Raw genomic sequence first — 23,535 nt, forward strand, 5'->3', positions numbered from 1 at the left:
GAGGGTCACCCCACCGCTTTCCCGCAGGGTGAACACGTGTTCCCATGTGCCGAGCGTGATGGCAGATTGATCTTCCGTGACCGACTTCCGATTCGACCTACGGCGGGGCGCGCTGATCACGGCCGTCCTCGCCCTCCTCTGCTCGGTGTTCTACGTGCTGCCCGCGAACGCCGAGCCCACCGACTACGCCGACTGCCCGGCCGCCACGCTCTGCCTCTACTCCGGACCCGACGGGACCGGCGTGCGGCAGGACTTCACCGACCGGCAGAACCTGGAGGGCTACGAGCCTGCCTGGGACGGCAAGATCCTTTCGGCGAAGAACAACACCGCCCTCTGGGCCTGCGTCTACGGCGACCCCGCGTACGGCGGCGTCCTGCAGACCGTCAAGCCGGGCAACCCGGACGCGTACGCGCCCGGCGCCGTCCGCTCCCACAAGCTGGTCCCGACCCGCGCCCGCTGCTTCACCGGCTACGAGCGCTGCCCCGACAACCGGGTCTGCACCTTCACCGAGCCCAACGGCCGCGGCGCGATGACCGTCCACCTCCCGAAGACCGACCCGGTCACCCAGAACTACGGGAACAGCTACGGCACCGGCCCCATGCCCAAGTCCGTCTGGAACCACACGCAGAAGCACGTCTGCTTCTACCCCGAGCCGACGTTCAGCGGCGGCTGGACCGACAAGGCCGACTCCAAGAGGTACGGCGCGTACGTCGTCCTCCGCGGCAACAGCATCACCGTCCCGGAGCCGTTCGTCACGTCCCTCCGCTCCCACGAGCTCGTCGACGGAACGGCGGCATGCCAGTGACGAACCGCCTCCGCCCCTGGGTGGCCGTGGCCGCCGCGCTCGGCGCCGCCCTCACCCTCACCTCCCCCGCCGCGCGCGCCGACGAACCGGCGCCCGCTCCGACCAGCAACTGGACGAAGGACACCACGGTGGACACCATCACCGCCGGCGTCACCCGCACCACCTGGCACGAGAAGGTCCTCGCGGACGGAACGAGCCCCGAGAACCGCGCCAAGCCCCGGATCCTCCAGATCGTCGAGATCGACCCCACCGCCGGGGCACTCACCCTGGAGAGCACCATCGGGACGAGCGGCGGATCGGCCGAGAAGGTGATCGACCAGCTCACCGAGGTCTCCGACACCCCGGCCCGCCGCCCGTACGCGGGCGTCAACGGCGGCCTCTTCCAGCCCGAACCCGCCGGGGCCGGCGCCGCGGACACCGCGGCCCACTCCAGCGTGTCGGCCACCGACGGCGTCCTGCACAGCTCCAGCTGCTGGAACGACGGGAAGGGCAGTACCGGTGCGGTGATCCAGTACGGCACCCCGTACATCACCAAGCTCCTCACCTACCTGGAGCTGACCGGGCCCTCCGGCGAGACCGTGCGCTTCGACGACTTCAACCGGACCCCGGGCCGGCCCCCGCACTGCGCGCGGGACGACGAGGACACGCGGGTGAGCACGAAGCCGTCCGTCTACACCGACCCCGACGAGATCGTCGTGTTCACCGACGACTACGGCCTTCCCGTGCCCAAGCCCGGAACCGACCCGAACATCGCCGCCACCGCCGACCCCGGCTTCGAGGTCGTCGTCGACGCGCACGGCGTCGTCACCAAGGTCCGCGAGGGCCGCGGCGGGACCATCGTCCCGGCGGGCGGCCGCATCATCCAGGGCATCGGCACCGGGGCCCAGTGGCTCCGCGACCGGCTCGCCGTCGACGACCGGGTGACGATCGGCCAGAGGCTCCGCGACGTCACCCTGGCCCGCGACATCCCGCTGGACGACTCCGTCGACGTCGTCAGCTCCTTCCACCAGCTGCTCCGCGACGGATCGATCCCCGATGAGCTGCGCAACACGTGCAGCGAGCCGAGGACCGGCAAGGACGGCACGACCCCGATCTGCATCGACTCGCGCACGGCGCTCGGCACCAACGTCTACGGCCGCACGGTGCTCGTCACCCTCAGCGGCGAGACCGTCCCGCCCGACTCGACCGGCAAGTACACCCAGACCAACGAGGACGGCGCCTACCTGCGGGACTTCGCCACGCTCCTGAACGACCCGGCGCTCAACCTCCGGATCATCGACGCCATCAACCTGGACGGCGGCGGCTCCACGACCCTGGTGACGCGGCCGACGACGGGCTTGACCGTGAACACCCCGCCGACGGACCGGGTGAACGGCGAGTACGTGCACCGGAAGGTGGCGGACTCGGTGTACGCCGGAGTCGGAAGCTACGGCATGTACGCGAAGTAACCGCCGCCCGTCAGACGGCCTTGAACCCCCGGTGGAGCGCCACGATCCCGCCGGTCAGGTTCCGCCAGGCCACCTTCGACCAGCCGGCCTTCTGGAGCAGTCCCGCCAGGGTCGGCTGGTCCGGCCAGGACTGGATGGACTCCGCCAGGTACACGTACGCGTCGGGGTTCGACGAGACGGCGCGCGCCACCGGCGGCAGCGCGCGCATCAGGTACTCCTCGTACACCGTGCGGAACGGCGCCCAGGTGGGGTGCGAGAACTCGGAGATGACGACACGGCCGCCGGGCTTCGTCACCCGGTACAGCTCGCGCAGCGCCGCCTCGGTGTCCTGGATGTTGCGCAGCCCGAAGGAGATGGTGACGGCGTCGAAGACGTCGTCGCGGAACGGCAGCTTCGTGCCGTCGCCCGCCGTGAACGGCATCCACGGGTGGCGCTTCTTGCCGACCTGGAGCATCCCGATCGAGAAGTCGCAGGGCACGACGTACGCGCCCGCGCGGGCGAAGGGCTGCGAGGAGGTCGCCGTACCCGCCGCGAGGTCGAGGATCTTCTGCGCGGGGCGGGCGTCGACCGCCTTCGCGACCTCCTTGCGCCAGCGGCGGTCCTGGCCGAGGGAGAGCACGTCGTTCGTGAGGTCGTAGTTCGCCGCCACGTCGTCGAACATCGAGGCGACTTCGTGCGGCTGCTTGTCCAGGGATGCTCGGGTCACCCGGCCATTGTGGCAGCCGCCGGAATCCGTCTTCGTACCGCTTCAACCTTTTGGGCCCGGCCGCGCTCAGGGATGGGTGAGTGCATGACAGCGGCCGGTACGCGCCGGCGAGGAAGGCAGGGGTGCGATGGCGGTATCGACCGGATGGAGACCCGGGCCGGTGGACGGGTCGACGGACGGGGCGATGGGCAGGGCGACGGACGGGGCGACGAACGGGTCGATGGCCCTTGGCCACGGGCCGGCTGCGGTCACCGTCGAGGGGTTCGAGACCTTCGCCCGTGGCGCGCAGCAGCGGCTGTACCGCACGGCGTACCTGCTCTGCGGCGACGCCGAGACCGCCCGCGACCTGACCCAGACCACGCTCGCCAAGCTCTACCAGCACTGGCGGCGCGCGGGCACCGCCGAGCACCCGCACGCGTACGCCAAGACCGTGCTGACCAGGACGTTCCTGGCGGAGCGGCGCCGGCGGCTGCGGGATCTGCTCGTCCTCACCCGGGCGGGGGGCACCGTGCCGGAGCCCGCCGCCGACCACACCGATCTGCGCGTCACCCTGCTCGCGGCACTCGCCGAGCTGCCGCCGCGGGCCCGGGCGATGGTCGTGCTGCGCTACTGGGACGACCAGAGCGTGGCCTCCGTGGCCTCGCAGCTGCGGTGCAGCGAAGCCACCGTCAAGAGCCAGTGCTCGCGCTCGCTCGCCCGACTCCGCCTGCGCCTGGCCGACGCCGGGCTCTCGATCTGAGGAAGGGGTCCGCTGTGGACACCGACGACACCACTCTGCTCCGCGACGCCCTGGACCGTACGACGGACGGTCTTCCCCCGCTGCCCGACCTCGCCCCGCTCGCCGTGCGCGAGGGGCGGCGGCGGAGGGCCCGGGCCCGGATCGCCGTCGCGACGACCGCCTTCGGCGTGGTCACGGCGGGGGCCCTCGGCCTCACGCTGCTGACGGGGACGACCGGCCCGGGCGTGTCGAAGCCCGCCGCCGGGGGCGCGAGGACGAACTACCCCCCGGTGGTCGTGGAGGAGACGCCGGGCGTCACGCCGCCGGACAACCCCGAGAGGCTTTCCGAGGCCGAGCGGGAGCGCCGCGCGCAGCACCAGCAGAAGATGGCGGCGCTCCTGGACGAGCTGCTGCCCCCGAAGATCACCGACATCCGCCCGGTGAAGGACCGGACGGCCGAGTACCGGATCACGGCGGGCGGCGAGACCTTCCACATGGTCGCGTCGGTGCGGCCGGAGAACGATGCGGTCCTCCAGCGCTGCGCGAACAGGCAGAAGGGGATGCCTCCCTGTGAGGAGGACACGAAGCTGAGGCCCGGTTTGATGATCGCGTGGCCCACCCGGGCGACCGTGCAGTACTGGTTCCGCAAGAGCGTGGTCGAGCTCTCCGTGTACGGCGCGAAGGTGGTGCCGGTGACGGGACGCGTTCTGTCCGACGTCGCCAAGGACCCGCGCTTCCTGGAACTGGTGAAGGACGCGGACGCGCATCCGATGGAAGCGGAGGGGAGCATGATCGGCTCGGGCATTTCCTGGTAAGGGCTTCCCCGAGCGGCCTCCGGGAAAGGTCAGCGGGCCCGGTAGACCAGCCGGCCGTCGATGACCGTGGCGACGCAGGTCGACGCGCCGAGCCGGACCAGCGCGGCCCGGTCGGGGACGTCGAAGACGGCGAAGCGGGCCGGGCCTCCCGGGGCCAGGCCGGGAAGCAGGACCAGCGGCGCCGGGGAGAAGGACGGCGGGCCGGGGAGCGTGTCGGGGCGCCGGCCGATGACGAGACCGGCCCGGCGTACGGCGTCCACGGCGCCCTGGCCGCGGAGTTCACCGGCGACGCCGACCGTCCCGTGCGCCAGCATCCGCTGCACGCCCCGGCGCGCGGAGGCGCCCCGGCGGGAGGGGTCCATCCGGAAGATCCGCTGCGCCCGCTCCCCGGGGATCGGCTCGGTGCCGAAGCCCGCGGCCTCCCGGGGGTCCGGGTGGTACATGCCTTCGAGGAGCTCGGGGCCGTACGGGTTGAGCAGTCCGGGCGTGAGGATGCCGGGCCACTGCCGCACCCGCGCCTCGGGGCGCAGGGCGGCCAGGTCCTCGTACGGGCCGACGGCGGCGACGAGCGCGCCGTCGACCAGGACGGCGGTCTCGGGCGACGCCTCGGCGTAGTGGATCGTCAGCACGGTCGCGTCAGTTGGCGTCGAGGAGCTTCAGCTCGGGGTGTGCCGTGCCGCCCTCGATCGCCGTGGAGGAGATGTGCGAGGCGACGCGCTCGTCGACCGGGTCGTTCGCCGGGTCGTCGTGGACGACGAGGTGCTCGTACGTCGTGCTCCGCTGCGCCGGGACGCGGTCCGCCGTGCGGATCATGTCGATCATCTCGCGCAGGTTGGAGCGGTGCTTGGCGCCCGCCGAGGAGACGACGTTCTCCTCCAGCATGATCGAGCCGAGGTCGTCCGCGCCGTAGTGCAGGGTCAGCTGGCCGATCTCCTTGCCCGTGGTGAGCCACGAGCCCTGGATGTGGGCGACGTTGTCGAGGAAGAGCCGCGCGATGGCGATCATGCGCAGGTACTCGAAGAGCGTCGCGTGCGTACGGCCCTTGAGGTGGTTGTTCTCGGGCTGGTACGTGTACGGGATGAAGGCCCGGAAGCCGCCCGTCCGGTCCTGCACGTCACGGATCATGCGCAGGTGCTCGATCCGCTCGGCGTTGGTCTCGCCGGTGCCCATCAGCATGGTGGAGGTCGACTCGACGCCCAGCTTGTGGGCGATCTCCATGATCTCCAGCCAGCGCTCGCCGCTCTCCTTGAGCGGGGCGATGGCCTTGCGCGGCCGCTCGGGCAGCAGCTCGGCGCCGGCGCCCGCGAAGGAGTCGAGCCCCGCGGCGTGGATCCGGGTGATCGCCTCCTCGACGGAGACCTTCGAGATCCGCGCCATGTGCTCGACCTCGGAGGCGCCGAGGGAGTGGATGACCAGCTGCGGGTAGGCCTGCTTGATCGCGGCGAAGTGCTTCTCGTAGTACTCGACGCCGTAGTCCGGGTGGTGGCCGCCCTGGAACATGATCTGGGTGCCGCCGAGCTCCACGGTCTCCGCGCAGCGGCGCAGGATGTCGTCGAGGTCGCGGCTCCAGCCCTTGGCCGTGTCCTTCGGCGCCGCGTAGAACGCGCAGAACTTGCACGCCGTCACGCAGACGTTCGTGTAGTTGATGTTCCGCTCGATGATGTACGTCGCGATGTGCTCGGTCCCCGCGTACCGGCGGCGGCGCACGGCGTCGGCCGCGGAGCCGAGGGCGTGCAGCGGCGCCGAGCGGTACAGGTCGAGCGCCTCCTCGGGGGTGATCCGGCCACCCGCGGCAGCGCGGTCGAGAACAGACTGGAGCTCGGCCTTCTCGGTCACCGGATGCGTCCCTTTCGGAGGGGTTCTGACTGTCCGAACCAGCGTACGCCAGGGGGTGTCACGGCTACCGCAGGGTCTTCGGCGGGAGCAGTTCCACCCGGACGTCGGCCGGGAAACCCGTCGTCGGGCCGGTGCGGCGGGCGAACTCCCGCACGCCCGCGAGCTGCTCCGGGCCGAAGCGGAAGTCGAGCGTACGGAAGTACCGCTCCAGGAGTTCGGCGTCGAAGGTCTCCCAGCGGGCGGCCTGCTCGGCGACCTTGGCGACCTCTTCGAGGGAGAGGTCGCGCGAGGCCAGGAACGCCTGGTGCACCTCGTGGACGGTCTCCGGCTCGCGCGCCAGGAAGTCCTTGCGGGCCGCCCAGACGGCGAAGACGAACGGCAGCCCGGTCCACTCCTTCCACATGAGGCCCAGGTCGTGGACCTGGAGCCCGAGGCGGGGAGCGTCGTGGAGCGAGGCCCGGAGCGCGGCGTCGCCGATGAGGACCGCCGCCTCCGCCTCCTGCATCATCACGCCGAGGTCCGGCGGGCACGTGTAGTAGTCGGGCTTCACCCCGTACTGCTCGGCGAGCAGCAGCTGGGCGAGGCGCACCGAGGTGCGGGAGGTGGAACCGAGCGCCACCCGGGCGCCGTCCAGCTCCCGGAGCGGCCGCTGGGAGACGATCACGCAGGACATGACGGGGCCGTCGCAGCCCACGGCGATGTCGGGGAGGGCGACCAGGTCCTCCGCGTTGCGGAGGTACTCGACGAGGGTGATGGGGCCGACGTCGAGGTCGCCCCGGACGAGCCGCTCGCTGAGCTTCTCCGGGGTGTCCTTCGTGAGCTCGAGATCGAGGAGCGTTCCGGTCCTCGCCAGGCCCCAGTAAAGGGGGAGGCAGTTCAGGAACTGGATGTGTCCGACGCGGGGCCGGCTGCGCTGGTGGTCATTGGTTGCATTGTCCACATCGCGAGGCTAGACCCGCCTCATGGCGGGGGCATCGCCGGGGCTCGCGACACGGCGGGCGTCAGCATGGAACCGCAGATCAAACATGTGGGTGACGTGATCTTTCCCTCTACCGCCCGCCGAGTTCTGCGTGCTAGGCTCATCGCAAGTTGCAGTTTGGTTTCCCTTGCAGTACAGAGCCTGCGGAGCATGTGACCCGCAGGCTTTTGTAGTTTTCAGACTTGTTTGCAGGTTCTGGAGCAGGGCAACCCTTTGGCCCAAGGAGGGCTTATGGCTACCGGAACCGTCAAGTGGTTCAACGCTGAAAAGGGCTTCGGCTTCATCGCCCAGGACGGCGGCGGCCCGGATGTCTTCGTCCACTACTCCGCGATCAACGCGAACGGTTTCCGTTCGCTTGAGGAGAACCAGCTCGTGACCTTCGACGTCACGCAGGGCCCGAAGGGCCCGCAGGCGGAGAACGTCACCCCGAGCAACTAAGTTGCCTGGGTCGGCGGAGTCGCACGACTAGAGCAGTACCCAAGGAGCCCCGCTCCGTGCCTCACCGCACGGAACGGGGCTCCTGCCTTTGGCCGGGCCGGTCAGCAGGTGGGGATGACCGTCCCGTTGTTGTCGCGGGCCTCGTCGTTGCCCCAGCGCGACAGGTAGTACGCGGAGACGTACGCTCCGTAGCCGTTCTTCCCGGCGTAGACGGTGTCGAGGTCCGTCCTCAGCCACCAGTGGTTGAAGTTCCCTGAGCCGTCCCGGACCTCCTGGCCCCAGACCTTGCAGTAGACGTAGTTCGTGCCCGCGTTCAGCACGCCCTGGGCGTCGTTGGTGTTCGCCTGGGCGTAGCCCGTGGCGTTGGCGAAGGTGTCGACCCAGTACTTCCCTCCCCCGCCGCCCGAGCAGCCGTTGTCGCTCGTCAGGTACTTGGAGCCGTAGGAGCCCGGGTAGGGGGCGAGGGAGGCGCCGTTGATGACGATGGGCTGGCCGACGCCGTTGTAGAGCTGCTCGTAGTGGATGTGGGCGCCGGAGCTGTTTCCTGTGGTGCCGGTGGTGCCGATCTGCTGCCCCTGGGCGACCCAGGCGCCGTTGGCGACGGAGTACGCGTTCAGGTGGAAGTAGTACGTCTTCCAGCCGCTGCCGTGGTCGACCACGATGTAGTTGCCCGCGCCGGACGGCTGGGAGTAGCGGTAGGCGGTGCCGGACGCCGAGGCGAGGACCGGGGTGCCGGCCGTCGTGCCGCCGTCGGAACGGATGAAGTCGAGGGCCTGGCGGACCTCGGCGGAGTGGTGGCTGTAGGTCCACTTCTGGCCGCACGGGTAGGGCGCCTTGAAGAGCGGCGCCGCCTGGGCGGGGCTGGAAGTGGCGAGCGCGGTGAGCAGGCCCGCGACGAGCGCCAGCAGGGTGCCGAGCGGGGTGATCCGTGCACGCATGCGTCCTCCGGTACGAGGGTGGGGGCGGGGATCGGTGGCGCGGGGACCCTTGGGGGATCAGGGTCGACGCGCGTTGAACGGACCACAGCGTGCCGGAAGATCGCGTGCCGCAGTAGACCGCGAGAACCACACTCGTGCGGCGGTGATTACGTAGTCTGGACACATGACCGAACGGAAACCGCCGGGCGTGAGCTTCGAGTCATTCGTCGACAAGCAGATCCGGGAGGCCTCGGAGCGCGGCGAGTTCCGCAGTCTGCCCGGCTTCGGAAAGCCCCTGCCCGACGACTCGGCCCCGTACGACGAACTGTGGTGGATCAAGGGCAAGATGCACAGCGAGGGCGCGTCCGTGCTCCCGCCGTCGCTCGCCCTGCGCAAGGAGGCCGAGGACGCGGAGGAGGCGGTGGCCGCGGCCGTCTCGGAGCGCCAGGTCCGCCGGATCCTCGGCGAGATCAACACCAAGATCGCCGAAGCCCTCGCCCGGCCGCCGGCCGGACCCCCGCTCAACCGGACGCTCTTCGACGTCGAGGCGACGGTGGCGCGGTGGAAGGCGGAGAGGAGCCACCCGTGAACCCCGCGACTCCCAGGCATCTCGCGCATCTCACGCATGCCACGCATCCCGTGAACAGCGCCGCACTCCTGGTGGACGCGTTCGGCCGGATCCGCGAGGTCGTCCGCGATGCCGTGGAAGGGCTGACGGAGGACGAGCTCGCCGCCCGGATCGACCCGGACGCCAACTCGGTCGCCTGGCTCGTCTGGCACCTCACCCGGATCCAGGACGACCACCTCGCGGACGCCTTCGACACGGAGCAGCTGTGGGCCTCGGACGGCTGGGCCGCCCGCTTCGCCCTGCCGTTCTCCCGCCGGGCCACCGGGTACGGGCAGACGAGCGCCCAGGTCGGCGAGGTGCGCGCGTCGGCGGAGCTGCTGCTCGGGTACCACGACGCCGTGCACGCGCGGACGGTGGAGCTGATCGGCTCGGTGACGAACGCGGACCTGGGCCGGATCGTCGACACCGCCTGGGACCCCCCGGTCACCCTCGGCGTCCGACTGGTCTCGGTGATCGCGGACGACCTCCAGCACGCGGGGCAGGCGGCGTTCGTACGGGGCGTGGTGGAGCGGCGCGCAACGTCGTGACGCGTGTCAGCGGCGGCTGATAGCCTCCGCTCGATCTTCGTGTGAGGCAACTGTTCCGGTTGGGGGGCACCACCGGCCGCCTCCGCGCACCACGACCGCGTCGCAGCCTGCCTTCGCGCGGTCGCCCCTGGGGAGGACCGCAGCTTTGTCGTACCGCCTTCGCTCTACTCCACCGCACCCGCGTACGTCCGGTGTTCGTACGTCCCACCGTCTGCTCGCCGTCACGGTGGGCACGGTGCTCGCCGTCACCGCTGCCGTCACCACGGTCGTACCGGCCGCCGCGGCACCGGTCGCCACCGCGCCCGTCACCACGCCCGCCACCGCGCCCGGCGCGACCTCGGACGTCACGCTGCTTGGCCACAACATCCCGGCCGTGCTGGACCTCGACGCGGTCGGGAGCCGCTTCACCATGGCGTGGCGGCTGAGCCGGACCGACGTCGAGGTGACCGTCAGGATCCGCAACACCCGCACAGGCGAGACCCGGACGGAGGACGTCCGTCCGCTGAGCGTCCCCGACTACGAGTACGCGCGCTTCACCTGGCGGGGCGAGGTCACCTGGAACGGCACGGGCGACCAGTGGACCGGCGCGCAGAGCGGCCCGTACACCTGGGAGATCGTCGCGGTGCCGCTCGACGGCGTCGGCCGGGACCTGCGGGCCTCGGGGTCGTTCACGGTCGCCCGCGCACCCGGTGCGCACGACTACGACGGCGACGGCTCGCCGGACGTGCTCGTACGGGAGGCGGCCACGGGCCGACTCTGGATCAACGACACGTTCCCCTCTCCCTACTGGGACCGGCTGGACCAGAACCCCGGGCTGCTCGTCGGTACGGGCTGGCAGGTCCACGACCGGATCGAGGCCGTCGGGAACGTCGGCGGCGCGGCCTTCAGCGATGTCGTGGCCCGGGACAGGACGGGCGTGCTCTGGCTGTACCAGGGCACCGGGATCGCAAAGGCCCCGCTCGCCACCCGGGTCAGGGTCGGCGCCGGCTGGAACGCCTACACACAGTTCACCGGCGGCAGCGACCTGACCGGCGACGGCCGGGCGGACCTGGTCGCCGCCGACGGGGCCGGGGCGCTGTGGCTCTACAAGGGCACGGGGAAGGCGAGCGCCCCCTTCGCCACGCGGAAGAGGATCGGCAGTGGCGGCTGGGGCGCGTACGACCAGCTGACGGCCGTCGGGAACATCGGCGGAGGCACCGCCGGGGACCTCGTCGCCCGCGACCGGGCCGGTGTCCTCTGGCTGCACCTCGGGAAGGGCGACGGCACGTTCGCGGCCCGCACGAGGATCGGCGGGGGCTGGAACGCGTACAAGCAGCTCGTCGGCATCGGTGACGCCAACCGGGACGGACACCCCGACCTGTACGTCGCCGAGGCGGACGGCCGTGGGCCGGCGGCCCTCTACAAGGGCACGGGCTCCTGGAAGCAGCCGTTCCGTGCCGTGGGGGAAGTCGCTCACCTCGGCTGGCTCGACGACCCTTTCTTCGACATCTTCGTCTGACCCCGTACGGAAGGCGTCGCCGGCGGACCTCCTCCGCCGTACAACCACTGAAGCCGATCATGAGTCCAACCAAGCGTGGCACTCGCCATGTTCGTTTGTCTTGGGGGGATTTGACCTTGCAGAACCGTTTGTCCGGCCGTCGCCGTCACCTCGTCGCCGCCGTGGCCGCCGTCCTGTCGATCACCGCCGGTACGGCCCTGGCCGCCGGCCCGGCCATCGCAGCCGTTCCGGCCGCCCTCGCCGCCGCACCGGCGGCCGGCACGGCCGCCCAGGCACCGGCCGCCCCCGCTGCCGCCGCCGAGGACGTGAACGTGCCGTTCCCGGTCGACGCGGAGATCGCGGGTGCCGGGGCCACCGGCTTCCTGACCCGGAACCAGGGCGGCGAGCTCCACTGGACCCGGTACGCGGACGGCATCAAGACCGAGGTCATGTACGCCGCCGGCGGCGGTGTCGACCGTACGGGCACGGACATCCTGGTCATCGGGGACTCGAACACCCCGGACCTGATGCGCTCCGTCACCCTCCGGAACATGGCCGTCCCCGGCACCCCCTCCGTCCACTTCGACCTCGGCTCGCTCTGGGCCAGGTACGTCGAGGCCATCGGGCCGGACTCGGTCCTCGCCAAGCGGGTCGGCTCGGACAACACCGAGAAGCTGCTCATCGTCACCAACGAGAACGGCATCGCCCGCGAGCGCGAGGTGACCGGCCTTCCCGCCGACGCGAACGGCTTCTTCGCCGGCGCTCCCTTCCTCGACGGCAAGATCCTCGTCGGTTACGAGACCGGCTCCCCCGACCTGCGCGATGACGCCCGTGCCGTCATCGACCTGACCACCGGCGCGGTCGTCGAGACGTACCCCGCCGGCGCGTCCGGCTCCGCCCACCACCAGCTGGCCCTCTCGGCCACGCACGTCGCCTGGACCTCGTTCTCCGAGAGCGACGGCATCATCTACACCACGGTCGACCGGAAGACCCGCGTCTCGCAGCATCACACCTTCGGCATCACCGACGAGTACTTCATCGGCCTGGCGGGCCACTGGCTGGTGTACGGCGCCACGAGCAAGCTGACCGACAACGGCACGTTCCCCAACACGAAGCTGCAGGCCGTCGACCTGACGGCCGGTCCGAACTCCGAGCCCGTCGAGATCGCCGCGTACGCCCGCTCGATGGAGGCCGCGGGCGACGGCACCCTGCTGGTGCGGGGCGGTACGGTCGCGCAGGGCGAGGGCCTCTACAAGGTGTCCTCCTCCGCGGGCGGGGAGCTCGCCGTCCAGAAGGTCGCGACGACGGGGCAGCCGACCGAACTGACCTACCTCGGCTCGCAGGTGCCGGCCGTCGTCGACCTCGACCGGGACAGCGAGGCCGAGCTGAAGTGGCGGATGTCCCGGCTCAACGCCGACGTCCACCTGAAGCTCACCCACAAGAAGACCGGGCAGAGCTTCGTCCGCGACCTGAAGCTGCGCCGCGACTTCCCCTCCCGGCACACCTTCGACGACATCACCTTCGGCCTGACCTGGCAGGGCCTCGTCGACGACCTCTCGCTGGACGACAAGTCGGCCTTCAACGGCGACTACACCTGGTCGTTCCGCGCCGTCCCGCAGAACGGCATCGGCGCCGCCGTGGAGCAGTCGGGCACCTTCAAGGTGGTCCGCTCGGTCAAGCCGCACGACTACAGCGACAACGGTTCGCCGGACCTGTTCGCCCGGGACGGGAGCGGCTCCCTGTGGCGCTTCGACAGCACGTACAACTCGTACACGCGGAAGCTCGCGCCGACGTACCAGCGCACGGCGGTCGGTCCCGGCTGGAACGCGTACGACCGGATCGAGTCCGTCGGGAACGTCGCGGGGACCAACGTCGCCGACACCGTCGCCCGTGACAAGACCGGCGTCCTGTGGCTGTACCAGGGCACCGGCGACGAGACGAAGCCGCTGGGCGCCCGTACGAAGATCGGCTCCGGCTGGGGCGTCTACAACCACCTCGCCGGCGGCAGCGACCTCACCGGTGACGGCAAGCCCGACCTCGTCGCCGCGGACAAGGCCGGGGACCTCTACCTCTACAAGGGCACCGGCAGCACCACCGCGCCCTTCGGCGTCCGGAAGAAGGTCGGCGGCGGCTGGGGCGGCTACAACCAGCTCACCGCCGTGGGGAACCTGGCCGGCGGCCCGGCCGGCGACCTCGTCGCCCGCGACACGGCCGGCGTCCTCTGGCTCCACCTCGGCAAGGGCGACGGCACGTTCGCGACCCGCGTCAAGGTCGGCAGCGGATGGAACGGCTACACCGAGCTCATCGGCTTCGGGGACGCGAACAAGGACGGCCGCCCCGACCTGTACGCGTGGGGAGGCCCGGGCCGCCCGTCGTACTACTACGCCGGTACGGGCAACTGGAGCACGCCCTTCGCGGGCCGCGCCCCGGCCGAGCTGCTGATGTACGGCAGCGCGGGCTACCAGCACGCCTTCTGACGCCCGGCGGCACGTCGCCGCCCCTTCCGAATCCGGGACTCCCGTTCCGACGACTCCCGTGTCGACGACTCCCGTTCCGACGACTCCAGAGGAAACGATCCTTTGACTCGCTCGCGTACCCCCCGACGTCACCTCGCCGCCGCCGTCACCGCCGTCCTGGCGCTCACGGCCGGCACGGCCCTCACCACCGTCCCGGCCACGGCGGCCCCCGTCCCCGGCCCGGCGGTCGGGCAGACGGCCGAGGCGATCGGCACGATCCCGCAGGACGCGCGGGTCACCAGCGCCGGGACCACCGGCTTCCTCAGCACGGTCCAGCACTACGACACCTACACCACCGACTACCTCTGGACGAAGTACGCCGACGGCTCCACCACTGTCCTGAACAAGCCGAACACCTCCTTCTTCGGCGCCGGTTCGGACATCGTCTGGGGCCACCAGATGGGTTCGCTCTCGTTCTCGATGTACGACATGACCCACCCGAGCACCGCCGTGGGCGGCGTCTCGATGAACAACGGCACCTACGTACGCGGGGCCATCGGCTCGGCTCTCGTGACCACCACCGAGGACCGCAACACGGGCGCCGTGAGCGTCGACATCCTCCGCAAGAGCAGCTCCGGCTCGCCGGTCTCCACCCCCGTGACCGGAAACCCCGGCATCCCCGGCAACGCCAACCTGATCAAGGTCGTCCTGACGACGCCCGGCACGGCCGTCATCGCGTACGAGACGGGCAGGGACTCCACCCTCCGCTACCACCTGGCCGCCGTGGACACCGTGACCGGCGAGGTCCTGGAGACGCGCCCGGAGAGCTCGCTGGAGCTCGCCGACGTCACCCTCTCCCCGACCCACTGGTCCTGGATCGAGTACTACTACGTACCCGACGGCCCGCTCGGCCCGGGGAAGCGCGCCGCCCGCCTCCACACCGCCCCGCGCGGCGGCGGCGCGCCCACCACCACCGACCTGGGCCTCGTCGGCGGCGGAAAGACCATGCACACGGGCCTCCTGGGCGACTGGGTGACCTACACCCGCACCGGCGGCTTCCAGTCCACCGGCACGTCGGCGTACTACCCGCTGACCGCCCGCCCCCTCGGCGGCGGGGCGCCGGTCAAACTCCTCGACCACGTCGTCTCCGCGGTCTCGGACACCGACGGCTCGCTCGTCGTGCGCGGCGGCAGCCTCACCGAGGGCGAGGGCGTCTACAAGGTCACCGCGAACGAGACGGGCGGCGCCCCGATCGTCACCAAGGTCGCGACCTCGAACACCCCGACGGCACTCGGGATCGTCTCCCAGGACGCCGCCCCGACCGTGGTCGACCTCGACAAGAACCAGGGCGCGAGGTTCAGCTGGACCCTGACCCAGCCGAACGTGGAAGGCTCGTTCACCCTGCGGCACACCCGCACCGGCAAGACCGAGCAGATCTTCATCTCGACCACGGACGGGACGGCCAACCCGGACAACAAGGCCACGGTCGACTGGTCGGGCAAGCTCGCCTACTCCTCCATCGACGCCTACAACGGCGACTACACCTGGGAGCTCCGCGTCAAGCCGCGCAGCGGCATCGGCCCGGAGCTGAGGAAGAGCGGCGCCCTCAAGGTGGTCCGCAAGGCCGCCGCGCACGACTACTCCGACAACGGCACCCCGGACTTCCTCGCCCGGGACTCCGCCGGCCGGGTCTGGCGCGACGACATCAACAGCACGACGCCGCTGGACGGCGTCCCCACGTCCACGCGCACGCTGCTCGGCTCCGGCTGGGGCGTCTACAGCCACATCGAGGCCGCGGGCAACATCGCCGGCGCCTCCGTGAGCGATGTCGTCGCCAAGGACAAGGACGGCAACCTCTGGCTGTACCTCGGCAAGGGCGACGGCACCTTCGCGCCCCGCACCAAGATCGGCCCCGGCTGGAACGCGTACAACAAGATCACCGGTGGCAGCGACGTCAACAACGACGGCTGGTCCGACCTCTTCGCCACCGACACCTCCGGCGTCCTCTGGCTCTACAAGGGCACGGGCAACTGGCGGACCCCCTACGGCAGTCGGACGCGGGTCGGCGGCGGCTGGGGCGCCATGAACCAGATCACCGCCACCGGCAACCTCGGCGGCACCGTCCACGGCGACCTCGTCGCCCGAGACACGACCGGCGTCCTCTGGCTGTACCCGAGCACGGGCAGCGGCACCTTCGGCACGCGCGTGCGCGTCGGCGGCGGCTGGGGCGGCTACACCCAGCTCGTCGGCGCCGGCGACATCAACCACGACGGCCGCGCCGACCTCTTCGCGTACAGCCCGGGCGGCGGCTCGTACGTCCACCAGGGCACGGGCAGCCTCTCGACCCCGTTCGCCCCGCGCACGAGCATCGGCGTCTACCTGCCGGGCTCGACGGCGCACAACCCGGTCATCTGACACGTCGGTGTCGTGACGGGCCTGACGGGTCCGAGGCCATCCGGACAGTCGTACAACCTTGCGACGCCCTCGGAGGTCATGTGGGTGCGGCGTGGATCGCCGCACCCACACCACCCGAGGGAGAAATCCGCTTTGTCCCAGGCCCGTTCGCCCCGCCGCCACCTCGCCGCCGCCGTCGCCGTGGCCCTCGCCGCCGCCTGCGCGGGCACGCTCACGGCCGGGACGGCCGCCGCCACGACGACCGCCGCTTCGAGCAGCAGCACGGCCCAGGAGGGCGTGGCCGCCCTCCTGCCGGACTCCCGGATCGCCGGTCACGGGCCGACGGGGTTCCTGTCCGAGCACCAGGAGAACAGCGTCGCGCCGTACGAGTACCGCTGGACGCGGTACGAGGACGGCACCACCACCGACCTGCCCGCGGGCAGCTACCGGGGCGGCCTCGGCTCGGACGTGATCGTGAAGACCGAGGGAACCACGTACACGCTGTACGACATGGCCACGGGCGCCACCCCCACAGTCATCGACACGAGCTCTCTGGGCTCGACCGCCAAGCTCGCCGCGCTCTCCGGCTCGACCCTCGTCATGCGGGTCCCGCGCGCGACGGGCGGTGCCGACATCCACCTCGTCGGCAAGCCGGACGGCACCCTCGTGGACCGTGTCGTCACCGGGCTGCCCGCGGCCGCCCAGAACGACGTGTACGCCGTGTACATCGCGACCCCACCGGGCACGCTGCTGATCCGCTACAGGGTCCCCGGGGAGACCGCCGCGCGCGTGGCCCGCGTGGACCTCGCCACCGCCCAGGCCGTGGGGGACCAGGTCCTCACCGGCTCGGACACCAACCCCACCTTGACCGGTTCCGCCACGCACCTGGCCTGGACCGAGCCGTACGTCCACGGCAGCGACTCCAGGGCCCTCCGGGTGGCCCGGCACGGCGAGGCGGAGTCCAGCCGGATCCCGATCGGCAAGAGCGGCCAGATGACGGTCGGGTTCCTGGGCGACGACTGGGTGACGTACGCCGACGCGGAAGGAATGTGGTCCTACGACACCAACCCCCTGGACGCCCTGACGGCCACCTCCCTGACCGACGGCCGGACGGTCAGACTCCTCGACCTCGCGATCCGCATCCTGCCCGGCAGGAACGGCGAGCTGCTCGTCCACGGCGCCACCCTCGAACACGGCGAGGGCCTCTACCGGATCACCGTCGGCCAGGACGGCGAGCCGGTCACCACCCTCGTGGCGACCACCGGCGTTCCCCTCGCGTACACGGTCACCAGCGTGAACATCCCCGCGACCGTCGACCTGACCACGGCGAGCGGCGACCCGACCCTGAAGTGGAACGCCACCGGCATCAGCTACGGGAAGGTGACCATCGAGCTGACGCACACGGCGACGGGCGCGCGCGCGACCATCCTGACGATCGCCAGAAGGTCCGCGGCCCAGTCCTGGAACGGTCTGCTCGACGACCGAACGGCCGCCCCCCTCGGCGACTACACCTGGCGGTTCACGACGGAGCCCAGCAACGGCATCGGCCCGAAGACCGAGCGGACGGGCACGCTGAAGGTCATCGGCAAGCCGGGACCGCACGACTTCTCGAACAGCTCCGCGCCGGACCTGCTCCAGCGTGTCGGCGGCCGGCTCTCCGTCTTCGACACCCGGCAGATCCTCGCGCGCGAGTTCGGCAGGGACCCGGTGTCGGAGGTCGTGGTCGGCAACGGCTGGGACGCGTACGACCGGATCGCCACCCCCGGCAACCTGGGCGGCTCCGCGCACGCCGACCTGCTCGCCCGGGACAAGGGCGGCGTGCTGTGGTCGTACGAGGGCACCGGCAACCCGTCCGTCCCCTTCAAGACGCGTACGAGGGTCGGCGGCGGCTGGGGTGTCTACAACCAGCTCACGGCGGGCGGCGACATGAGCGGCGACGGCCGTCCCGACCTCCTCGCCACCGACAAGGCCGGTGTCCTGTGGCTCTACAAGGGCACCGGATCCACCACCGCGCCGTTCTCGAAGGCCGTACGGGTCGGCGGCGGCTGGGGCGTCTACAACAAGATCACCGCCACCGGGAACATCGGCGGCGGCCCCGCCGGAGACCTCATCGCCCGCGACGCCTCCGGCAAGCTCTGGCTCTACCTGGGCAAGGGCGACGGCACGTTCACGGGAAGGACCTGGATCGGGTCCGGCTGGAACTGGTTCCACGACATCGTCGCCGTCGGCGACGCCAACCGCGACGGCCGCAACGACCTCCTGGTCAGCCACCGCGGCGAGGGGACGGCGGGCCGGCTCTTCCTCTACCCGGGCACCGGCGACTGGCGCCTTCCGTTCCGGGAGTCGGAGTTGCAATCCGTCCTCACGCCGCCGCAACTCGCCCAGACCGACTCGCGACTCTTCTGACCCGCCACCCGCGCCACGCGGCCGAAGAGTCGTACAACCACTGATCACGATCACGAGTCCGACCGGGCGTGGCACACGCCACGCCCGGCTTTTCCTGGGGGGAACACGCCTTGCAGAACCGTCCGTCCGTCCGCCGCCGTCACCTCGCCACCGCCGTGACCGCCGTCCTCGCGATCACCGCCGGTACGGCCCTGGCGGTCACCCCGGCGACCGCCGCCGCGCCCCTGGCCGTCCAGGCCCCGGCGGCGCCCCTCGACGGCGCGATCAACATCCCCCAGGCGCACCGGATCCTCGGCTCCGGCCCCTCCGGATTCCTGACGGTCGAGTACCAGGACGGCGTTCCCGTCCACCGCTGGACGAGCACCGTCGCCCGTACGACCACGACCCTGCCCAAGCAGGGCGACTATTTCGCGGGCCACTCCGACACGGTCGTCACTCAGACGCCCACGACCGGCCAGTACCTGCTCCGGGACATGTCGGTGCCGGGCGGCTCGACCGCCGTCATCGAAGTGAACACCCCCGGGACGCGCCTGCGCGGGGTCGTCGGCCGGACGCTGCTGCTCTCCACGTTCGACGGCACGAAGGGCGGGCTCCGGCTCAAGAGCGAGGGCACCCACGCCGACTCCGACCGCGCGGTGACCGGCCTGCCCGCCGACACCCGGGTCGACTGGGCCGAGGCGGTCTCGCCGACGACCGCTCTCGTCCGGTACGACGCCGGCCCGTACCCGTGGACCTCGCACCTCGCCGTCGTCGACATCACCACCGCCCAGGTCGTGGAGACGCGCCCGGCGAACGCGTCCGACACCGCCGCCGACGCCTCCTCCTTCGCCTGGGTCGAGGGCGCCAAGCTCCGCTTCGCCGCACGCGGGGGAGCCGAGGCGGCCCCGGCCAAGGACCTCGTGCCCCTCGTCGACGAGGGCTGGAACTTCGCGAGCATGCACGTCGGCCTCGTCGGCCCCTGGGTGACGTACGCGCTACGGGTCGGCTACGAGGACGACCGCCGCTCCCGGTACAACCCGCTGACCGCGGTCGACTCCCGCAACCCCGCCGCCAAGGTCACCCTCCTCGACCACGCCACCTCCACGGTCTCCGCGGCCGACGGCACCCTGCTCGTCCGCGGCGGCACGGTCGCCCAGGGCGAGGGCGTCTACCGGATCGCCGTGAACCCGTCCACCGGCAAGCCGGCCGCCACGCTCGTCGCGAGGACCGGGGAGTCCACGGCCCTCGCCCTCCTCAAGACGGAGATCCCCTCCCCCGTCGACCTCGGCGCCCCCAACAGCCGCTCGGCGAAGCTCAGCTGGACCCTTTCCCGCAGCGCCTTCGAGGGCAAGGTGACGCTGCGGCACAAAGCGACGGGCCAGGCGACGTCGTTCACGGTCAACTCGTACGTGAACCCGCCGGAGGACGGCAGGTTCACCATCGGCTGGAACGGCACCATCGGCGAGTCCGGCGCCTACGCCCCGGCCGGTGACTACACGTGGGAGCTGAACGCCACCCCGGACAACGGGATCGGCCCGGCCCTCAAGAAGACCGGCGCGTTCAAGGTCGTCCGGAAGGCCGGCCTCCACGACTTCACGTCCAACTCGAGCCCGGACATCCTGGCGCGGGACGCCTCGGGCAAGCTGTGGCGGGACGACACGGCCACATCGGACGCGGGCGACGTCACCTCGGCCGGACGGTACGCGGTCGGCCCCGGCTGGCAGATCTACAACCGTCTGGAGGCCGTCGGCAACCTCGCCGGTTCGGCGGCCCCCGACGTCGTCGCCCGCGACGCCTCGGGCGTCCTGTGGCTCTACCAGGGCAACGGCAACGGCGGCTTCTCCACCCGGGCGAGGATCGGCTCCGGCTGGAACGCGTACACCAAGCTCACCGGCGGCTCCGACCTGAACGGCGACGGCCGCTCGGACCTCCTGGCCACCGACACCACCGGCGTCCTCTGGTTCTACAAGGGCACCGGCAGCGCGACCGCCCCCTTCGCGGGGCGCGTCAGGGTCGGCGGCGGCTGGGGCGCGTACAACCAGATCACGTCCGTCGGCAACCTCGCGGGCACGGCGGCCGGCGACCTCGTCGCGCGCGACACCGCCGGAGTCCTCTGGCTGTACCAGGGCGACGGCCGCGGCAAGTTCACGACCCGCGTGAAGGTCGGCGGCGGCTGGGGCGAGTACACCGACCTCGTCGGCATCGGCGACGCCGACCACGACGGCCGTGCGGACCTCTACGCGGCCGGGCCGTACGCCTCCCGGCTCTACGCGGGGACCGGCAGCGCGACGAGGCCCTTCAAGGCGGGCGTCGCCACGGACATCCACTCCGGCACGGACCGGTTCAACGCGATCTTCTGACACCCGAAAGAGACACCGCCCTGCCCACGGGCACGTACGACGACCGGTCGTCCGGCCCCGTCCCGGCGGAGCTCTCCCGCCCGTACCCGACGCAGTTCCGACCTCCGCAGAGAACCGAGGAAGCAGAGCCTTGAACCGCACGAGCAACACCCGGTACCGGCTCGTCGCCGCCGTCACCGTCGCCCTCGCCGTCACGGCGGGCGCGGCGGTGGCGGCCGCGCCGGGGGCGATGGCGACGACGGGGGCGGTGACGGCTGCCGCCGGGCAGTCGACGCAGGAGGACGTCGCCGTCCCGTTCCCGGTCGACGCGACGGTCGTGAGCGCCGGTCCGACCGGCTTCCTCAGCGCCCAGAGCGGCGAACAGCTCACCTGGCGGTGGACGCGGTACGCGGACGGCGTCGCGACCGTGCTCCCGCCGGGCTCGTACCGGGGCGCCAAGCAGACGGACATCGTGGCGAGGACCGACGGGAGCGGCGTCTACACGCTGTCCGACATGGCGACGGGAGGCGACCCGCTGGAGGTCGACACCCGCCCCCTGGGCGAGGGTTACACCCTCGCCGGGGTCGCGGGCACCACCCTCGTCATGAGGAAGGCCACCGCGACCGGCGGCACGGAGCTCCACCTCGTCGGGAAGGAGCAGGGCGCCCTCGTCGACCACACGGTGACCGGGCTGCCCGCCGGGATCGTGAACCCCTTCGTCATCGTGGACTCGCCCGGCACCGTGCTGGTCCGGTACACGGCCACGGTGGACGGGGTGAAGCGGAGCCGCGTGACCGTCGTGGACGTCGCGACCCACGCGGTCGTCGAGGAGCACGAGACGTCCGACGTCCCGGTCATCGGCATGGCCCTGTCGGCGACCCACATCGCCTGGGTCGAGAAGCCGGCCGACTCGACGGTGAAGGTGGCCGTGGCACGGCGGGGCGGCACCGCCGAGACCGTTCGCCACGACACGGGCAGCACGGCCAACGTGGCCATCCAGATCGTGGGCGACTGGCTGACGCACCGGCGTTACTCGGTCAACGCGCCCACCACGGCGAACCCCCTGTACGCGCTGTACGCCCGCCCCCTGTCGGGTGGCGAGCCGGTCAAGCTCCTGGAACACACGCTGAGCTCCACGGCCGGCCCCGACGGAACCCAGCTCGTGCGGGGCGGGACCTTCGAGCACGACGAGGGCCTCTACCGCATCGCCCCCGGCACCGCCGGTGCCCGGCCCGTCGTCACCCTCGTCGCGAGCACCGGCCAGCCCACCACCCTGGAGCTGGTGAGCCACACCGTCCCCACGACGCTCGACCTCGACCTGCCCGGCGCCGGCGCCCTGACCTGGACCCTGAGCCGGGGCGCGAACGCGAGCCTCGAACTCGTCCACAAGGCGACCGGGAAGACGGCGAAGCCGGGCCTCCCCACCATCACCGAAGGAGTCCACACCGCGCGCTGGGACGGTCTCTTCTCCGACGGCATCACCGCCTACAACGGCGAGTACACGTGGAAGCTGACGGCGACGCCCTGGGACCGCGTCGGCCCCGACCTCGTCCGCACCGGCACCTTCAAGCTCGTCCGCAAGCCCACCTCGCACGACTTCGACGACAACGGCAGCTCGGACCTGCTCCTGCGGAACGACCTCGGTGAGCTGCTGGTGCACGACAGCCACATGGACCCCTACCAGCAGGGACCGGTCTGGCAGAAGAAGGCCCCCGTACGGATCGGCACCGGCTGGAACACCTACGACCAGGTGCTCGTCGCGCCCGGGAACATCGCCGGATCCGCGTACGCGGACATCGTCGCCCGCGACAAGACGGGCGTCCTCTGGCTCCACCAGGGCGCCGGGCGGACCCTCGCGCCCCGGGTACGCGTCGGCGGCGGCTGGCAGATCTACGACCGGATCACCGGCGGCAGCGACGTGAGCGGCGACGGCCGCCCCGACCTCCTCGCCACCGACAAGGCCGGCGTCCAGTGGCTCTACAAGGGCACCGGATCCACCACCGCGCCGTTCTCGAAGGCCGTGCGGATCGGCGGCGGCTGGGGGATCTACAACAAGATCACCGCCACCGGGAACATCGGCGGCGGCCCCGCCGGGGACCTCGTCGCCCGCGACAAGGACGGCGTGCTGTGGCTCTACCTCGGCAAGGGTGACGGCACGTTCGCCCCCCGGACCCGGATCGGCGGCGGCTGGGGCTCCTTCCCGCCCACCGCGATGGGCGACGTCGACCGCGACGGACGGCCGGACCTCGTGGCGTACCGCAACGAGACGGTGTACTTCGCCAAGGGCACCGGGAACTGGAAGGCGCCCTTCGCGCCCGTCCGGGAGTCCACGTACCTGCCGACCAACTCGTACGCCCCGACGGTGTTCTAAGGCGCGAGCGGGACCGGCGGAACAGTGGGGACGGCCGCCCGGACCGTCTTGCCGACAGACCGGTCCTTCACGCCCCACGCGGTCGCGAGGGCGGCTACGAGCAGCAGCCCGTAGCCGTCCTCGTCGGGCTGCCCGGACGGTAACGGGCGACGCTCGCCCCGCGCTCCGAAGATCCCCAGCTCGCCGTCAATCCCGCAACGTGGTCGGCCTTCGTCTCGTACGCTGCGGAGGAATCGTAAAGATCATGAGCGGGTGGGGTGTCGTGTCGCGCCGCACCCGCTCCTCAGGGGGGCAAC

General features: G+C 71.5%; 18 protein-coding genes and 1 pseudogene. 13 read left to right on the plus strand and 6 right to left on the minus strand.

Features of this window, described 5'->3' with window-relative positions:
* Positions 1-76 precede the first annotated feature (76 nt).
* Both ASC82_RS23625 and ASC82_RS23630 read left to right on the plus strand, forming a co-directional pair.
* Positions 77-805, plus strand: a complete 729-nt coding sequence (locus tag ASC82_RS23625; RefSeq protein WP_056651521.1) for a peptidase inhibitor family I36 protein — start codon at positions 77-79, stop codon at positions 803-805.
* Entirely contained in the window at positions 796-2,253 is a 1,458-nt protein-coding gene (locus tag ASC82_RS23630) for a phosphodiester glycosidase family protein (RefSeq protein WP_107105952.1), read from the plus strand. The genes ASC82_RS23625 and ASC82_RS23630 overlap by 10 nt, the downstream gene beginning before the upstream one ends.
* A gap of 10 nt (positions 2,254-2,263) precedes the next feature.
* Here ASC82_RS23630 and ASC82_RS23635 read toward each other — a convergent pair whose 3' ends face one another.
* A complete protein-coding gene (locus ASC82_RS23635) occupies positions 2,264-2,959 on the minus strand; it encodes a demethylmenaquinone methyltransferase (protein WP_056651527.1) in 696 nt (231 codons plus the stop codon).
* A gap of 220 nt (positions 2,960-3,179) precedes the next feature.
* Between ASC82_RS23635 and ASC82_RS23640 the strand changes: the two genes are divergently transcribed.
* Positions 3,180-3,698, plus strand: coding sequence for a SigE family RNA polymerase sigma factor (locus ASC82_RS23640; RefSeq protein ID WP_056652460.1), 519 nt, complete (start codon positions 3,180-3,182; stop codon positions 3,696-3,698).
* Positions 3,699-3,712: 14 nt separating this feature from the next.
* Entirely contained in the window at positions 3,713-4,492 is a 780-nt protein-coding gene (locus ASC82_RS23645; protein WP_056651530.1) for a hypothetical protein, read from the plus strand.
* A 29-nt stretch (positions 4,493-4,521) separates the two neighbouring features.
* Here the strand turns inward: ASC82_RS23645 and ASC82_RS23650 are convergent, their stop codons facing one another.
* From ASC82_RS23650 to ASC82_RS23660, 3 genes are all read right to left on the minus strand, one after another.
* Positions 4,522-5,121, minus strand: a complete 600-nt coding sequence (locus ASC82_RS23650; protein ID WP_056651533.1) for a hypothetical protein — start codon at positions 5,119-5,121, stop codon at positions 4,522-4,524.
* 7 nt (positions 5,122-5,128) lie between these two features.
* Positions 5,129-6,328 (minus strand): cyclic dehypoxanthinyl futalosine synthase, encoded by a 1,200-nt coding sequence (gene mqnC / locus ASC82_RS23655; RefSeq protein ID WP_056651537.1) that lies wholly within the window; start codon positions 6,326-6,328, stop codon positions 5,129-5,131.
* Between the two features lie 64 nt (positions 6,329-6,392).
* A complete protein-coding gene (locus ASC82_RS23660; protein WP_056651540.1) occupies positions 6,393-7,268 on the minus strand; it encodes a menaquinone biosynthesis protein in 876 nt (291 codons plus the stop codon).
* 270 nt (positions 7,269-7,538) lie between these two features.
* On the opposite strand from ASC82_RS23660, the gene ASC82_RS23665 reads away from it, so the two are divergent.
* Positions 7,539-7,745: a cold-shock protein gene (locus tag ASC82_RS23665; RefSeq protein WP_056651543.1), complete on the plus strand. Its 207-nt coding sequence runs from the start codon at positions 7,539-7,541 to the stop codon at positions 7,743-7,745.
* 101 nt (positions 7,746-7,846) lie between these two features.
* Here the strand turns inward: ASC82_RS23665 and ASC82_RS23670 are convergent, their stop codons facing one another.
* Complete coding sequence (locus ASC82_RS23670) at positions 7,847-8,683, minus strand: M23 family metallopeptidase (RefSeq protein ID WP_056651546.1); 837 nt, start codon at positions 8,681-8,683, stop codon at positions 7,847-7,849.
* A gap of 163 nt (positions 8,684-8,846) precedes the next feature.
* Between ASC82_RS23670 and ASC82_RS23675 the strand changes: the two genes are divergently transcribed.
* The 8 genes from ASC82_RS23675 (at position 8,847) to ASC82_RS23710 (ending at position 23,239) form a co-directional block, all read left to right on the plus strand.
* Entirely contained in the window at positions 8,847-9,251 is a 405-nt protein-coding gene (locus ASC82_RS23675) for a DUF1992 domain-containing protein (RefSeq protein WP_024760078.1), read from the plus strand.
* 50 nt (positions 9,252-9,301) lie between these two features.
* A complete protein-coding gene (locus tag ASC82_RS23680; protein WP_056652462.1) occupies positions 9,302-9,817 on the plus strand; it encodes a DUF664 domain-containing protein in 516 nt (171 codons plus the stop codon).
* A gap of 235 nt (positions 9,818-10,052) precedes the next feature.
* Positions 10,053-11,315, plus strand: a complete 1,263-nt coding sequence (locus tag ASC82_RS23685) for a VCBS repeat-containing protein (RefSeq protein ID WP_157863496.1) — start codon at positions 10,053-10,055, stop codon at positions 11,313-11,315.
* A gap of 116 nt (positions 11,316-11,431) precedes the next feature.
* The gene (locus ASC82_RS23690) at positions 11,432-13,771 is read left to right on the plus strand and encodes a VCBS repeat-containing protein (protein WP_157863497.1); all 2,340 of its coding nucleotides are present in this window, start codon (positions 11,432-11,434) and stop codon (positions 13,769-13,771) included.
* 102 nt (positions 13,772-13,873) lie between these two features.
* Positions 13,874-16,165, plus strand: coding sequence for a VCBS repeat-containing protein (locus ASC82_RS23695; protein WP_056651553.1), 2,292 nt, complete (start codon positions 13,874-13,876; stop codon positions 16,163-16,165).
* A gap of 132 nt (positions 16,166-16,297) precedes the next feature.
* Positions 16,298-18,550, plus strand: a complete 2,253-nt coding sequence (locus tag ASC82_RS23700; protein WP_056651556.1) for an FG-GAP-like repeat-containing protein — start codon at positions 16,298-16,300, stop codon at positions 18,548-18,550.
* Positions 18,551-18,660: 110 nt separating this feature from the next.
* Positions 18,661-20,889, plus strand: a complete 2,229-nt coding sequence (locus ASC82_RS23705) for a VCBS repeat-containing protein (protein WP_056651559.1) — start codon at positions 18,661-18,663, stop codon at positions 20,887-20,889.
* Between the two features lie 130 nt (positions 20,890-21,019).
* The gene (locus ASC82_RS23710) at positions 21,020-23,239 is read left to right on the plus strand and encodes an FG-GAP-like repeat-containing protein (protein ID WP_056651562.1); all 2,220 of its coding nucleotides are present in this window, start codon (positions 21,020-21,022) and stop codon (positions 23,237-23,239) included.
* On the opposite strand, the pseudogene ASC82_RS31230 reads toward ASC82_RS23710, so the two are convergent.
* A pseudogene (locus ASC82_RS31230) lies at positions 23,236-23,400 on the minus strand (ATP-binding protein); the annotation flags it as partial. The gene ASC82_RS23710 and the pseudogene ASC82_RS31230 sit on opposite strands and share 4 nt — an antisense overlap.
* Between the last annotated feature and the right edge of the window lie 135 nt (positions 23,401-23,535).

This window comes from Streptomyces sp. Root431 (assembly GCF_001426585.1).
Taxonomy (GTDB): Bacteria; Actinomycetota; Actinomycetes; order Streptomycetales; family Streptomycetaceae; genus Streptomyces; species Streptomyces stackebrandtii.

What these genes read in the sequence shown, in the direction of transcription:
- ASC82_RS23675 (WP_024760078.1), top strand. Translation starts at nt 8,847, where the DNA reads ATGACCGAACGGAAACCGCCGGGCGTGAGCTTCGAGTCATTCGTCGAC.
- ASC82_RS23640 (WP_056652460.1), top strand. Translation starts at nt 3,180, where the DNA reads ATGGCCCTTGGCCACGGGCCGGCTGCGGTCACCGTCGAGGGGTTCGAG.
- ASC82_RS23665 (WP_056651543.1), top strand. Translation starts at nt 7,539, where the DNA reads ATGGCTACCGGAACCGTCAAGTGGTTCAACGCTGAAAAGGGCTTCGGC.
- ASC82_RS23670 (WP_056651546.1), bottom strand. Translation starts at nt 8,683, where the DNA reads ATGCGTGCACGGATCACCCCGCTCGGCACCCTGCTGGCGCTCGTCGCG.
- ASC82_RS23630 (WP_107105952.1), top strand. Translation starts at nt 796, where the DNA reads ATGCCAGTGACGAACCGCCTCCGCCCCTGGGTGGCCGTGGCCGCCGCG.